Raw genomic sequence first — 13,928 nt, 5'->3', positions numbered from 1 at the left:
GGACGAGATGAAGGGGGAGTGAGCGCTCCCCCTTGAACGGCATCATTTAGCGCAACGCCTCAAAACGCTCGCCGACAAACACCCGTATCGGGTTCCCGCGCTCGATTTGAGCATGAGACTGTCGACGCCGGGAACGCAAATCGGCTGCGCTTTGCTGTTCCCGTTGTTGCAAATGCCAGGCGATTAAATAGCCGGCAAGGCGCTTGTTGGCGTGCTGACTGCGTTCGCTTTGCACCTTCACGCTAATACCGCTGGCAATGTGCGTCGCCCGCACCGCCGATTCGGTCTTGTTAACGTGCTGACCGCCCGGCCCCGAGGCTTTGAGCGTGTCGAAGCGAATGTCGCCGGCCTGATGCAGAGGCTGAGAAGCGAAACGCGTCCCGCCGATAAACCAGTTTTTTCGCCCCGGCGTTTTCCGCCACGGACTGGGGCAAATCCACTGTATGGTGCCGCTCCATCGGTCAGCCAGTGCATCTGCGCCGGCCCCATTAAGGACGACCAGCGCGGAACGCAATGTGCCAGGTCGGCTGCCCGGCTCCGTTTCCACGACGTCAAGCGCCACATTCCGCTGCGCCGCCTCGCGGATAAGAAACTGCAACGCTTTCGCCGTCGCCAGCATACATTCGTCCGGCCCCTGCGCAGCGGAAAGTTGTAATAGCAACATTATTCTTCACCCCGCGTTTTGTAGGTCAACACCGGCTTTAAACGGGCGACCGGCTCGATAAGCCCGGCCGACACCATGGACGCTATCACGCTATCGATAGACTTATAGGCCTCCGGCGCTTCCTGAAAAATCAGCTGCTTATTCTGGCAAATCACCCGGCTGCCCAGCGCGGTGCGCGATAACGACCGCATATTGTCGCGCTGAGACAAGCGCGCTTTGCACGCCGAACGCATCCACTTGCGGCCGGCGCCATGTGCCAGAGAGTACAGGCTGACGGCATCGGATCGCGGCTGAACCAGGTAACTGTAATCGCCGCGCGAGCCCGGAATAATCACCATCCCCTGGTCGGCCGGCGTCGCGCCTTTACGGTGCAGCCAGCCGGCAATCCCGTCGATGGTCGCCGGCGCCACCAGATTATGGTTGACGTCCAACAGCGCTTCGCCGTCGGCGCGCCAACGGCTAAGCATACGTTGCGCTATGCAGTTGCGGTTAATACGGGCGAACGCCAACGCCTGCTGGTGCTGGTTCAGGTAATCACGCGCGTCCGGCGTATTTTCCTCCAGCCCCCAATGCCCGTGCTCGCGTAGCTGTTTTTCCAGAATGGACTGGCCTAAACCACGCGAGCCGCTGTGTACCAGCAATAACAGCGTCTTGCTGTCGGGCGTCAGGGTATTGAAGCGCGCCGGCTGATAAATCTGATCAACGCATTGCAATTCCGCAAAGTGATTTCCGCCGCCGATGGTGCCCAGCGAATGGCGAAACGCGGCAAACTCTTCGGGCAGATCCGCCACGTCATCCAACGGACCGTCAATATTGCCTAACTGTTTGTCGAGTTTATCCAGCGAAACTTTATTGGTTTTTAGGGTGGTGCGCCATAACGCCATGCCGCAGCCAATGTCATTCCCGACCAGCGCCGGATAAAAACGCCGACGAGAAAAAAATGCCGCCCCGATAGGATAACCGCGTCCGGGGTGTAAATCCGGCATACCGGAGACCCGAACCATATCAGGGAGTTGAGATGTGGTAATAAGTTGTTGGATTGCGTTGTCTTCAATCCAGGTATTTTCCGACGCGATGAGGTTCACCTGCGGCGAAATAAAACGAATGGCATTGCCCATAGATCAATCCTGCTGATCAATTTTAAAAAAAATGATGTGGCAGGCCAAAAACCGGGCTAAAACGCAAAAATGGAGTAGTGCGGAATTAATCCTGGCGTAGCCTGCAAAGTGCCAAAGAATAAGATTTCATCGTGACCTCCTTGCAGTCGTAGTGAGTGAGAATGGAAAAACGGCGGCATACTACCCCAGCGAACGGCTGTCCGCAACGATTTTTAACGCTCAATCTGCCGTTACTTTCGACAGGCAAAGCGCGTTACACTGAAAAGAAAGCTAACCATGAGGAAGCGGCTGTGACCATGTTGAAAACGTTTCTGAGCGTAATGTTGTCCTTGAGCCTTAGCGCATGCAGCCTGATTTCCGGCTCGCCGACGCCGCCTCCGCCGCCGGCAGAACAGGCGCAGCTTATTAACTACGCGCAAACCTCGACGCTGAAAAAAATCGGCACGGCATCGGTTACCGTATACGGCAGCCCGGATGACGCGGATCGGGCGATTCAGCGTCAGGCGGATGAAAAAGGGGCGCGTTACTACACCATTGTCATGAAGTCCGAAACCTCACACCCGGGAGTGTGGTTCTCCCGGGCGGTGCTGTACCGCTAACGAGCGTCAGCGGGAAGGTATTCGCCATAGCTGCGCGTTAGTAAGACATGCAGGCCGCATTCAGGATCCCGCCGCCCAACGAAGCGGTACACAGGAACACGCCCGAAGCGATTTCGTTATCCTGAATGTGTCGGCTCAGACCCGGCAGGTAAATACGCACGATGCCGTAAATCAGCAATTGCACCGCCAGCGCCACAATCCCCCAGGTGATGTAATCCAACAGACTCACCGAGTTGACCGCCGCGCTGGCCAGCGGAATAACATAGCCGATCAACGCGCCGGCGAAGCCGACCGCCGCCGCGCCATTGTTGGCTTTGATCAGCGTCCACTCATCATGAGGCGTGACGCGGGTGTAGATAAACAGGAATGCCAACACCATGACAAACCCAATGAAAAAATAAGAAGCAAAAGCCAATAATGCGTCAACAATAATCATGCCGTAACTTTCCTTTAGGTTGCCGTGATGCCGAATATCGCGTCGGCGCGGGTGACAGCGCCGTCAGCCGCGTTGACGCACCGCTTCAAACAGACAGATGCCGGTCGCGACGGACACGTTCAGCGAAGAGACGCTGCCCGCCATCGGGATGCTGATTAATTCATCGCAATGTTCGCGGGTCAGACGGCGCATCCCCTCGCCTTCCGCGCCCATCACCAACGCCAGCGGACCGTTCAGTTTGCTTTGATACAACGTATGGTCGGCTTCGCCCGCCGTACCGACGATCCAGACCTGATGCTCCTGTAATAAACGCATGGTACGCGCCAGATTGGTCACGCGAATCAACGGCACATTTTCCGCCGCGCCGCAGGCGACTTTTTTTGCCGTCGCATTCAGCTGCGCGGAACGATCGCGGGGGACGATCACCGCATGCACCCCGGCCGCATCGGCGCTGCGCAGGCAGGCGCCCAGATTGTGCGGATCGGTTACGCCGTCCAGCACCAGCAGGAACGGCTGCGCCAGCTCGTCCAGCAGCGCAGGCAAATCGTTCTCCTGATATTGCCGCCCTTCTTTCACTCTGGCGACAATCCCCTGATGGACGGCCCCTTCTACTTTGCTGTCCAGCCACTGGCGGTTGGCCACCTGAACCGTAATGCCCGTCGACTCCAGTTCAGTAATCAGCGGATGTAAACGGCGATCGTCGCGGCCTTTCAGGATAAACACTTCCAGAAAACGCTGGGGATCTCGGTCAAGCAATGCTTTAACCGCATGAATACCGTAAATAATTTCGCTCATTGATACTCTTTAAATAAAAATAGACGGGCGCTGTCCGCCCGTTGAAAATGAATGACAATCTCTTCCCCTCCCCTTCGCAGGAGAGGGAATGGCGGTGAATATTACTCGACCGACTTCTTCTTCGCGCGTTTGGCTTTGGTTGCGGCCGCAATCTTACGCGTTTTCTCGCCGTTCTTTTTGCCTTTGTCGGCGCTCTTTTTCGGCTTCGATTTGCCGCTAGCCGGTTTGGCTTTGCGCTCGCCCTCTTTTCGGAACGCGGCATCCGGCTCGAAATTGGCGGCCGGCTTAGCGGCGTTACGGCGGCGGCGAGCCGGCTTGGCCTCGCGGTTATCCGGTTTTTTCGCCCGATCGCGCGCCGTTTTGCCTTCGCCGCGCGGCTTGCGCGAACTGGAAACCAGCGCGAAATCGATATTGCGTTCGTCCATATGCACCGCCTCGACGCGAATCTCCACTTCATCGCCCAGACGATAAACCTGACCGCGCGACTCGCCAATCAGACGCTGGCCGATATTATCGTAGCGATAGTAGTCATTATCCAGCGTGGAGACATGCACCAGCCCGTCGATAAACAGATCGTTGAGACGCACAAAGAAACCAAAACCGGTGACGCTGGAGATGATCCCGGTGAACGCTTCGCCGACGTGATCCTGCATGAAGTCGCATTTCAGCCAGTCGGCTACGTCGCGGGTCGCCTCATCGGCGCGGCGTTCGGTCAGCGAGCAGTGCATGCCCAGTTGCAGCATTTCGTTAAGATCGCTGTGCCAGCCTCCGGTCGGCGTCCAGCGCGCTTTGCGGTCGCTCAGCAGATACTTGATGGAGCGGTGCAAGGCCAGGTCGGGATAACGGCGGATAGGCGAAGTAAAGTGACCATAGGACGCCAGCGCCAAACCAAAGTGGCCGCGGTTTTCCGGATCGTAGACCGCCTGTTTCATCGAACGCAGCAGCATGGTTTGCAGCATTTCGCTGTCGGGCCGATCCGCCACTTCCAACATCAGAGCGGCATAGTCTTTCGGCTGCGGCTTCATACCGCCTTTTAACGTTAGCCCCAGTTCGCCCAGCACGCTGCGCAGCGCCAGAACGTGATCTTCGCTGGGCCGATCGTGTACGCGGAAGAGCGACGGCTCTTCATTTTTCTCCACGAATTTCGCCGCGGAAATGTTCGCCAGAATCATGCACTCTTCAATCAGCTTGTGCGCGTCGTTGCGCACCACGGATTCGACCCGTTCAATGCGGCGCTCGGCGTTGAAGATAAATTTGGCTTCTTCCGTTTCAAAAGCGATGCCGCCGCGGATTTCGCGCGCCTGATCCAGGGCCTTGTACATCCGGTGCAGCTCTTCCAGACCGCCCACCAGCGGTTTATAGCGCTCGCGCAGTTCGGCGTCGCCCTGAAGAATACTCCATACCTTGGTATAGGTCAGACGGGCATGGGAGCTCATCAGCCCTTCATAGAATTTATACGAAGAGAGTTTCCCCTGCGCCGACACGGTCATCTCGCACACCATGCACAGACGGTCGACCTGCGGGTTAAGCGAACACAACCCGTTAGACAGCACTTCCGGCAGCATCGGCACCACCTGTGACGGGAAGTAAACCGATGTGCCGCGCGCGCGCGCTTCGTGATCCAACGGCGTATTCGGACGCACGTAGTAGCTGACGTCGGCAATCGCCACCCACAGACGCCAGCCGCCGCCGCGTTTCTTCTCGCAATAGACCGCATCGTCGAAATCGCGCGCGTCTTCGCCGTCAATGGTCACCAGCGGCAGCTTGCGTAAGTCGACGCGGCCTTTTTTCGCCTCTTCCGGCACCTCTTCCGCCAGGTCTTTGACCTGCTCTTCCACCTGCGGCGGCCAGGTATGCGGGATGTCGTGAGTGCGCAGGGCGATCTCTACGGCCAACCCGGTACCCATGTTATCGCCCAGCACTTCAACAATGTTGCCGATGGCTTTTGTCCGGCGCGTCGCGCGCTGCGTCAGTTCCACCACCACCACAAAGCCCATGCGGGCGCCGTTAACGTTTTCCTGCGGGATCAGAATATCGAAACTGAGGCGGCTATCGTCCGGGACGACAAAGCCGACGCCGGCATCAACAAAATAGCGGCCGACAATCTGACCGGTGCGCGGCTCCAGCACCCGCACGATACGGCCTTCGCGCCGTCCTTTGCGATCCGCGCCCATCGGCTGCGCCAGCACCACATCGCCGTGAATGGCGCGTTTCATCTCTTCCGCGGACAGATAAAGATCATCTTTGCGGCCTTCCACGCGCAGGAAGCCGTAGCCGTCGCGGTGGCCGATTACCGTGCCGCGCAGCAAATCCAGTTTTTCCGGTAAGGCGTAGCATTGACGACGGGTAAAGACTAACTGGCCGTCGCGCTCCATCGCCCGCAGGCGGCGGCGCAACGCTTCGAGCTGTTCTTCACTGGTGAGTTGCAGATCGGCCGCCAGTTCTTCCCGCTTGATCGGGGTATCTCGTTTGGCGATATGCGCCAGAATGTATTCGCGGCTGGGAATCGGGGATTCGTATTTTTCCGCTTCTCGTTCCAGAAAGGGATCTTGTGACATTGCGGTTCCTCCGTTGTCATCATCTGGAGGCTGAATATAGCTCATTCAACCAACAATAATTTGTAAAGTGGCGGGTTTTCTTTGACCAGGTCGGCCAGCGTATATTGGTCCAGTTCATGCAGAAAATGCCGGACCGCGTGTCGGAGTATCTGTTGCAGCCGACAGGCTGTTGTGATGTGACAAAAATCATGATGGCAGTTAACTAACGAGAGCGGTTCCAGCTCCCGCACCACATCGCCAATTCGGATCGTCTCCGCGGGCTTGCCTAACCGAATCCCGCCATTCTTCCCGCGCACGGCCATCACCAGCCCTGCCCGACTAAGTTGATTGATAATTTTGACCATATGATTACGCGATACGCCATACACTTCAGTCACTTCTGAAATGCTGGTCATTTGCCCGACGGGCAACGACGCCATATAAATCAGCGCCCGCAAGCCATAATCCGTAAAACTCGTTAACTGCACATGTACCTCTGATACCTCCGGGTATCGTTTTCCTGCGTGGCAAACGCCTGCCTGCTGACACCGCATTTTCGCTGCGGCTCGGTGTGGTTTGACATCCCCGCATTGGCGCGGATGACGGCCACAGGACGACGTTGTCATAAAACTCATGCGCGTTGAAAAAAGGAGCGGATGCGCCAGACTCCAGGTTTCAGATACGCCATATTGAAGATAATAAACCAGCCTCAAACGCTACGGCTAATTATTTAACGATAATACAGAGATATATGCCGACAATGTTCTAAACCCTTCGCGTTGAGGGACGGCGGCCGACGCATGTTGTCTTTCCCTGACGATCGTACCAAAACAGGTCATCGCTTTTATCGCATGATATTTCCAGCGCCGACGCCCGGGTGAAGCGCACGGCGTCACAGGTTTCCCAATAAAATGAAAATATCTGTCGCATGGCCCTAATGATTATCGTTTTTAAGCCGATTTTTAGTTAAGCAGAGCGTAAAAGACAAGCTAAAGCCCCGCGCCTGTCCGGCCAATCCGTTAACGGACAGATGATTTACCCGGTTATCCGGGTAGTCTGCGTGGTCGTATCTCACTCATTTTATTGTGGCTTTCCCGCTATCGGCTATGCTCGCGCCGCACTAACCCCGTAATTTCTGTGATGTTTTGTTTGATGAATGGCCTCGAAGGAAACTGAGGTTTAACGAGGCTGCAAGGTTTACGACGTTTGTCTCTGTATATCGCACACAAGGAAAAGGAAACAATGGGACTGAAAAACATCTCCATTCGCACCGGGTTATTGACGCTACTATTATTGACCACGCTATTACTGCTTATTGTTAGCGCTATGGGTATCCTGGCAATTAAAAAGGATAAAGAAGCGCTTCTGTCGCTGAATAAAATTCAGGGAATAGAATTAAGCAATCTGATGAGCGGCTATAACCTGACGCTGAGAGCCAGAGCATCGGCCGCGCTGGCGGTCAGAAAAATTGAAAGCGGGTTGCTTGACGACGGAACGCAAGCGACAAAAACGGTAGAAAACAATCTGCTCCAGTCTCAGCAGGAAATTACCCGCGTCATCGAGTCTGTCGATGCCAACACCCAGCGGCACCAGCTGGCCCTGGCGGTCGAGAAAACCTACCTGGCCTATCTCGAACAAGGCATGACGCCGATGCTCAGCGCCTTGCAAAAACAGTACACCGACGAATACTACGACGTACTCGAAAAACAGCTCGGCCCGCTAAGCGACGCATTTGATCAATCCATCCAGACGTTTCGCCAGTACGCGCAGCAGCTCTCTGAACAGAGACTGGCGTTATCCGAACGCAATGAACGCTTAATGCGGCTACTCATCATTTTTTCCTGTCTGCTGTCGATATCGCTGGTGGCGCTGGCCTGGGTCGCGCTGCGTCACATGCTGCTCAACCCGCTGAATTACGCCATTGAGCAACTGGAGCGCGTGGCGAAGGGCGATCTGACCTGCCGCGTGATGCAGGGCGGAAATAACGAACTCGGGCGGCTGAACGATGCGATAGGCCGGATGCAGGGCGCGCTGCTGGATTCCGTCAGACAGGTGCGTGACGCCAGTACCCAAATCGATCGCGGCAGCCGCGAACTGTTCGCCGAAAATAACCGTCTTTCCGAGCGGACGGAAGAGTCCGCCGCCTCGCTGGAACAAACGGCGGCCAGTATGGAGCAGCTCAGCGCAACGGTGAAAAATAACGCCGAACATGCGGAACAGGCGCGCCAGTTGGCCGACAGCGTGGCGGATACCAGCGGTCTGAGCAGTGAGTCGGTCTGTTATGTCATCGAGAAAATGCAGGAAATCGACTCCAGCGCCAAACGGATCAACGACATCCTCGGCGTGATTGACGGTATCGCCTTCCAGACCAATATTCTGGCGCTGAACGCCTCGGTTGAGTCGGCCCGGGCGGGCGAGCAAGGGCGCGGGTTTGCCGTGGTCGCCGGCGAGGTGCGCAATCTGGCGCACAACAGCGCGCAGGCGGCGAAAGAGATCCGCGCGCTGATCACCGATTCACAAACGCGCATTTCCGAAGGGCTGGAACTGGCTTCCCGCGCGGGCGAAACCATGGACGAAATGGATGGCGCGATCATGCGCATCACCCAGTTGATGAAAAATATCTCCAACGCCACGCAGGAACAGTACCGTGGCATTGAACAGGTCAATATCGCCTTCACGCAGATTGACAAGGCGGCGCAGCAAAACACCCAATTGGTGAAATCATTCTCTGAGACCACCCAATCGCTGGAACAACAGTCTCAGCAGTTGATCCGCTCCATGTCGACGTTTCAGGTGTAGCGATAACGATGCCTGAACAAACGCCATCGTGCGACGACGCGGTCGTCGCACGCTAGCCGCTATCCTCCCCGCAAACCCGCGCCGTAAATTCAACTCCCCGGAAAAGGGCCGAGTCATCAGTCAGCCCCCCGGCGACTTGAAAGATGAAGGCTCTATAGAAAAATGCAGACTGACCGGCAGTATGGTCGGCCATCGCCGTTGTAGAATCTCATAGGGTCTACACTCAGTTTTATGAGCCTGTTTTCGCTCAGCGCATAATTAAGTTAATCGTCCTCATGAGTACGCCATGAACCGTTTCGATCTTACCTTTCTGAAATACGTGCAGGAGCACAGCCCGCTGGCGATTGAAGAAGCCGTCGCAAAATTCGGCAAAACGCTGTCCACGCTTAAGCGCACCATGAAAGAGGTTAATGAACAGCTTCAGCCCGCCGCCCATCTGCATATTGATAATCAGTTCATTACAACGGCCATGCGCTATCGGGAATATATCAATTTCCTGGAACACATTCAGTTCAACCGCTATATCACCACGGCGGAAGAACGCATCAGAGATCTCAGCGTGGCGCTGTGTTTGCAGGATGTGGTGAATAAAAGCGAATATTACCGGAAATTCCACGTTAGCCCGACGACGCTGAAAAATGATAATCAGGCGCTGCTCGGCTTTTTACACGCCAACCACCTGACGATGACCAGCATCCCCAAGCAGGGATCGCGGCTGGATGGCGACGAGATTTCACTACGCATCGCTATCTGCTTGATTATTATAAAAACCGTGGAGATTGGGGAACACCACCGCCTGGTTCCCCACCGGGCGAATGAACCGATCAATAAATCCATTGCCGCCCAATTTTTAACGCAGTGCGCCGATGAAATAGAAACGGCCGCCGCCCTTTACCAGCAGCGCCTGGAACCGCTGATACAGTTGGGTTATAACGGCAAGAAATATTTCCTGGTCTATATGAGCATGGCGCTGCATCGCATCCGGCGCGGCCATACGATCGCCGATGGCCGACAGCTTGACTTTATCCAGTCGCTGGATTTTTCCCTGCTGGAACCGCGCCATGAGAATCAGTTTCTGAATTTGCTGATCTCGTCGCTCACCTTCACCCGCCGCCCTTTCAATGTGTACGATCCCGTGCTAATCCGGCATGTGCGGCAATTATGCGCCGCGCTGTCGCCTTTATTACGGGCGCGGATTCATAATACCCACGCGTTTTTCTCCGAGCTGTATCAGTTTATTTATTCGGCCATCGTGCAGAATAAATTCAATCTCTATTTTGATGATAAAAAATTGCACGATGTACAGACCCATTACAGCGCGTTATATGACGGCGTTTGTCAGGCTACCGCGCCGATTGAGCGACATTATCAAACCGCATTTTCGCCTATTCATCTGGCGACGCTGGTTTTGATTCTGAAAAAGTACGAGTTGCAAAATCGCCTCTATGACGAGCCGAAAAAACGCGTCGTCATCGTGACCAATTCATCAGAAAGCAAGGTCGGCTATTTCAAAGAGACGCTTAAATCGTATTTTCATATCGATATTATTGAATGCGTCAACATCAATGAGTTGCAGCGGCTGGAGCAATTACCCTGTGACTTATTAATTACCTTCACCAATAAAATATCCAATTATTTGAAATACTATCGCCTGGATTATATCAAAGTGAATTTTTACCTTACCCGTGATGATATCGCCTTATTGAGCAAGCAAGGGCTTTCCAGGGCGAAAAAGAAAATTCCCCTTGAGGCGTTTTTGCAGGAAACAGCGGAAATGGATCAACAACAGCGCCGTCAGTGGCTGGAGCAGCGCTACCCCGATTTTTTTATCTGATACTATTTTTATTCGATCAAACTCATTATTGAATAAAACAGGGGGCAACGACCGTTGCCCCCCTGATGTTTTGCGGGAAAAATCGTGCGAATTTACGCTATCCGCTTGAATACCTGCTCGGCCATCTCTTCCGCCAGTACCGCGCATAATCCGCTATAAGCCGCCGGATCCAGCAGTTCGGCGATCTCCTGCTGCGAGAAGTTCGCCGCAATCACCGGGTTGCTCGCCAGCGCCTCGCGGTAGGCGATATCGTCATGGGTGCTGCGCATCGCCACCTGATAAACCAGTTCATGGGCCGGATCCTTGCCCAGCTTATCCACCAGCTTCATCATGATTTTTTCGCTATTGATCAACCCATGCGTCAAATCCAGATTTTGCCGCATCCGCGCCTTGTTTATCACCAGCGTGCGGGTCAGTTCTTCCGCGCGCAGGATAATTTCCGCCATCAGCTCCATGCTTTCCTGAAGGTTGGCGTCAAAAATAAAGTAGGCGGAGCTATCCGCTTCAAACGGACGCGGACAGACATACAGCGACGAAGTCAGCACGGCATACAGTCTCTGCGCATTGGCGATAATGCCCTTCGCCAGCTTGGGATTAACCTTTTGCGGCATGGTGCTGCTGCCGACCGTTCCCCTGGCAAAGGCTTCGGACACCTCGCCGAACTCTTCGCTGGAGGTTTGGTACACCTCTTCGGCGATTTTATGCAGCGTGGTGGCCAACAGGCACAGATTCGAGATGTATTCAGCCCGATACACCCGCGCATTACGCGCAGGGACAGGCATCGAGTACATGCCTAGCGCCTCCGCCACCAGATCCTGCACCCGGCGACCGGGTTCTCCGGTGGCGTGGAACGCGCCGACCGCGCCGCCCATCATCACGGTAAAGACCCGTTTTTCCGCTTCCTGCATGCGCTCGACCGCGCCCAATAGTTCATAAATCCACACGGAAACCTTATAGCCATAGGTGATGGGCAACGCATGTTTACCGTGCGTGCGGCCCGCCATCAGCGTGTCTTTATGTTCCGTCGCCAGCCGGGCAAGATTAAGCAGCACGCCGTCCACAAACTGCATCAGCTGTTGATGGAACCGTTTGGCAAGATACAGATGCGCCGTTTGCTGAATATTCTGCGTCGTCACGCCATAATGCACATACTTGCCGCTTTCGGCGTCGCAGGCATTGACCAGCACTTTGATCACCGGAACAAAACCGTGGCCGATTTGTTGCAGCAGACGTTCGATCTCCGCCAAATCAATGCGTTCCAGCTTACAATTGGCGGCGATATTCTGCGCCGCCGCCTGCGGGATCATCCCCACTTTTGCCTGCGCCAGCGCCAGTTCGGCTTCAATATCCAGCCATGACTGCACCCTCGCCTCGTGAGTGAACAGATCTTTCATCCCTTTATGATCGATGGTTTTGCTTTTTGAATCGTACAGTGCGCGCATGTCAGGCCCTCTTAATCTTGTCTGGTTCCGGCTAAAGCGTCATCCACCGCGTTACGGACAAACTCCACATGCGGCCCGAATACAACATGAATATGGTTGCTGGACGGAATAAATGTTCCCATGGAACCGGCATCTTTAAGCAACGCCATTTGCAGCAGTTTCTGATTGTGCAGATCGACGCGGAGACGGGAAACACAGTTTTCCACCCGCTTGATATTGGCTTTTCCCCCCAGCCCTTCAATCACCAGCTGAGCCACTTTGTCATACTCTTTGTTATTTAACAGGGTGCTGTCCGCGATCTCGCTTTCACGGCCCGGCGTTTTTATATCGAATTTGCCGATTGCCCAGCGGAAGAAGAAATAAAACACCACAAAGTTGATACTGCCGAGCACGAGCAGATTGACCCAGTGGGTATTTTCATACATCAGGCCGAAAATACCGAAATCAAAAATCGTCCCGCGAATATAGCCGATGGAGACATCCAATATTTGCAGCGGTATGGTTAATAATCCGCACAATATCGAATAGACGATAAACAGTTTCGGCGCAATAAACAGGAAGGAGAACTCAAGCGGTTCGGTGATATTACCGAGGACGGCGGTAAGCACCACGGTCAAGATCATCCCTTTGGCGAATTTCTTATTCTTGAAATACGCCATGTGATACATCGCCAGGCCGATGGCAGGCACGCGGAATAAGGTGGTCAGCATTTGCGACGACGCCAGATAACTGGACAACGTCGGCATCAATTCATTCCATGCCGGATGGTTGGGACCTAACTCAAAAAGAATTTTGTTCATGGCCGGCAAAATACCGACATAAGTCTGACCGTCGATTAAATAGGTTCCGCCCGCCTCGGTAAAACGCACGGTGGAACTCAGGACATGATGCAAGCCAAACGGGATCAACAGCCGGTTCAGCGTCATATAGATCCCCGAACCAATATGAGGCGCCATCATCACGGTTGAAATACTCTTCATGCCCGCGGTAAATACATCCCAGATAAAAGGGATCAGCAACCCGACCGGGATAGTGAAGGCTATGGATAAAATCGCGACGGATTTTTTACCGCTGAAGAACGCAAAAGCCAGCGGCAACTGTAGGCGATAATAACGGTCAGTCACCTTAGCCGCCAGTAAACCGGCGATAATACCGCCCAGCGCCTCGATTTTCAGCGTCTGAATCCCCAGCACCATGCCCTGCCCGACAAAGGCCATATCCTCGCTGACTAATTGTCCCATCAGCTTTAAATGAACGTGCATGGAGATCAGCAGCGTCATATAAGCGATCACCGATGAGAAAACCGCGATTCCTTTTTCTTTTTTCGACATGCCGTAAGCGACGCCCATCGCGAACAGCAGCGGGATATTTTGAAAAACCACGCTACTGATTGAACCAACGGACGACAGAATAGCCTTGAAATAAGCATTACCTAAAAAAGGCAGCTTATCGATCATATAGGCCTGTCCCAACGCGCTGCAAATACCCATTAACATCCCGACGGGCGCTAATACGGCAATGGGTAACAATAGCGAGCGTCCAAATGTTTGTATTTCGTTTTTAAAATTGGCGTTCATAATAAGATCCCTGGTGTGGATTTACAGGTCTTATAGAACACTAACGACAATCCCGCCATCAAGGTCAAATAACGGCTGATTTAAAGCTCATCATTTGCCCCTGAAAAATAATGACGGCATTCACAAT

General features: G+C 54.3%; 11 protein-coding genes. 3 read left to right on the top strand and 8 right to left on the bottom strand.

What is annotated here, in order from left to right; translation table 11 throughout:
• Positions 1 to 46: 46 nt before the first annotated feature.
• Together prfH and ABRZ28_RS04710 are read right to left on the bottom strand one after the other, a co-directional pair.
• Positions 47 to 664: a peptide chain release factor H gene (prfH, locus tag ABRZ28_RS04715; protein ID WP_330519619.1), complete on the bottom strand. Its 618-nt coding sequence runs from the start codon at positions 662 to 664 to the stop codon at positions 47 to 49.
• Positions 664 to 1,782, bottom strand: a complete 1,119-nt coding sequence (locus tag ABRZ28_RS04710; RefSeq protein ID WP_330519618.1) for an RNA ligase RtcB family protein — start codon at positions 1,780 to 1,782, stop codon at positions 664 to 666. Before ABRZ28_RS04710 ends, prfH begins: the two co-directional genes overlap by 1 nt.
• A 296-nt stretch (positions 1,783 to 2,078) precedes the next feature.
• Between ABRZ28_RS04710 and bsmA the strand changes: the two genes are divergently transcribed.
• The gene (gene bsmA / locus ABRZ28_RS04705) at positions 2,079 to 2,381 is read left to right on the top strand and encodes a biofilm peroxide resistance protein BsmA (protein ID WP_330519617.1); all 303 of its coding nucleotides are present in this window, start codon (positions 2,079 to 2,081) and stop codon (positions 2,379 to 2,381) included.
• 37 nt (positions 2,382 to 2,418) lie between these two features.
• Here the strand turns inward: bsmA and ABRZ28_RS04700 are convergent, their stop codons facing one another.
• From ABRZ28_RS04700 to nsrR, 4 genes are all read right to left on the bottom strand, one after another.
• Entirely contained in the window at positions 2,419 to 2,817 is a 399-nt protein-coding gene (locus ABRZ28_RS04700; RefSeq protein WP_319604489.1) for a DUF350 domain-containing protein, read from the bottom strand.
• 63 nt (positions 2,818 to 2,880) lie between these two features.
• On the bottom strand, positions 2,881 to 3,612 hold the full coding sequence (gene rlmB / locus ABRZ28_RS04695) for a 23S rRNA (guanosine(2251)-2'-O)-methyltransferase RlmB (protein WP_330519616.1): 732 nt from the start codon (positions 3,610 to 3,612) through the stop codon (positions 2,881 to 2,883).
• A gap of 101 nt (positions 3,613 to 3,713) precedes the next feature.
• The gene (gene rnr, locus ABRZ28_RS04690; RefSeq protein ID WP_319604487.1) at positions 3,714 to 6,170 is read right to left on the bottom strand and encodes a ribonuclease R; all 2,457 of its coding nucleotides are present in this window, start codon (positions 6,168 to 6,170) and stop codon (positions 3,714 to 3,716) included.
• 41 nt (positions 6,171 to 6,211) lie between these two features.
• The gene (nsrR, locus tag ABRZ28_RS04685) at positions 6,212 to 6,637 is read right to left on the bottom strand and encodes a nitric oxide-sensing transcriptional repressor NsrR (RefSeq protein ID WP_319604486.1); all 426 of its coding nucleotides are present in this window, start codon (positions 6,635 to 6,637) and stop codon (positions 6,212 to 6,214) included.
• Positions 6,638 to 7,391: 754 nt separating this feature from the next.
• Between nsrR and ABRZ28_RS04680 the strand changes: the two genes are divergently transcribed.
• Positions 7,392 to 8,948: a methyl-accepting chemotaxis protein gene (locus tag ABRZ28_RS04680; RefSeq protein ID WP_319604485.1), complete on the top strand. Its 1,557-nt coding sequence runs from the start codon at positions 7,392 to 7,394 to the stop codon at positions 8,946 to 8,948.
• A 286-nt stretch (positions 8,949 to 9,234) separates the two neighbouring features.
• Positions 9,235 to 10,782, top strand: coding sequence for a BglG family transcription antiterminator (locus tag ABRZ28_RS04675; RefSeq protein WP_319604484.1), 1,548 nt, complete (start codon positions 9,235 to 9,237; stop codon positions 10,780 to 10,782).
• Positions 10,783 to 10,874: 92 nt separating this feature from the next.
• On the opposite strand, the gene ABRZ28_RS04670 is transcribed toward ABRZ28_RS04675, so the two are convergent.
• Both ABRZ28_RS04670 and ABRZ28_RS04665 read right to left on the bottom strand, forming a co-directional pair.
• The gene (locus ABRZ28_RS04670; protein ID WP_330519615.1) at positions 10,875 to 12,224 is read right to left on the bottom strand and encodes a class-II fumarase/aspartase family protein; all 1,350 of its coding nucleotides are present in this window, start codon (positions 12,222 to 12,224) and stop codon (positions 10,875 to 10,877) included.
• Positions 12,225 to 12,235: 11 nt separating this feature from the next.
• Positions 12,236 to 13,801, bottom strand: coding sequence for a PTS transporter subunit EIIC (locus ABRZ28_RS04665; RefSeq protein WP_330519614.1), 1,566 nt, complete (start codon positions 13,799 to 13,801; stop codon positions 12,236 to 12,238).
• Positions 13,802 to 13,928 lie beyond the last annotated feature (127 nt).

Origin of the sequence: Brenneria sp. g21c3, assembly GCF_040240345.1 — a bacterium.
Lineage (GTDB): Bacteria > Pseudomonadota > Gammaproteobacteria > Enterobacterales > Enterobacteriaceae > Brenneria.
The sequence above is the reverse complement of the archived record's forward strand: the minus strand, read 5'-3'. Positions and strand labels throughout refer to the sequence as shown.

Excerpts from the sequence above, each read along its gene's own strand:
- prfH (WP_330519619.1), bottom strand. The coding sequence starts at position 664 with ATGTTGCTATTACAACTTTCCGCTGCGCAGGGGCCGGACGAATGTATG.
- ABRZ28_RS04710 (WP_330519618.1), bottom strand. The coding sequence starts at position 1,782 with ATGGGCAATGCCATTCGTTTTATTTCGCCGCAGGTGAACCTCATCGCG.
- bsmA (WP_330519617.1), top strand. The coding sequence starts at position 2,079 with ATGTTGAAAACGTTTCTGAGCGTAATGTTGTCCTTGAGCCTTAGCGCA.
- ABRZ28_RS04700 (WP_319604489.1), bottom strand. The coding sequence starts at position 2,817 with ATGATTATTGTTGACGCATTATTGGCTTTTGCTTCTTATTTTTTCATT.
- rlmB (WP_330519616.1), bottom strand. The coding sequence starts at position 3,612 with ATGAGCGAAATTATTTACGGTATTCATGCGGTTAAAGCATTGCTTGAC.
- rnr (WP_319604487.1), bottom strand. The coding sequence starts at position 6,170 with ATGTCACAAGATCCCTTTCTGGAACGAGAAGCGGAAAAATACGAATCC.
- ABRZ28_RS04680 (WP_319604485.1), top strand. The coding sequence starts at position 7,392 with ATGGGACTGAAAAACATCTCCATTCGCACCGGGTTATTGACGCTACTA.
- ABRZ28_RS04675 (WP_319604484.1), top strand. The coding sequence starts at position 9,235 with ATGAACCGTTTCGATCTTACCTTTCTGAAATACGTGCAGGAGCACAGC.
- ABRZ28_RS04670 (WP_330519615.1), bottom strand. The coding sequence starts at position 12,224 with ATGCGCGCACTGTACGATTCAAAAAGCAAAACCATCGATCATAAAGGG.
- ABRZ28_RS04665 (WP_330519614.1), bottom strand. The coding sequence starts at position 13,801 with ATGAACGCCAATTTTAAAAACGAAATACAAACATTTGGACGCTCGCTA.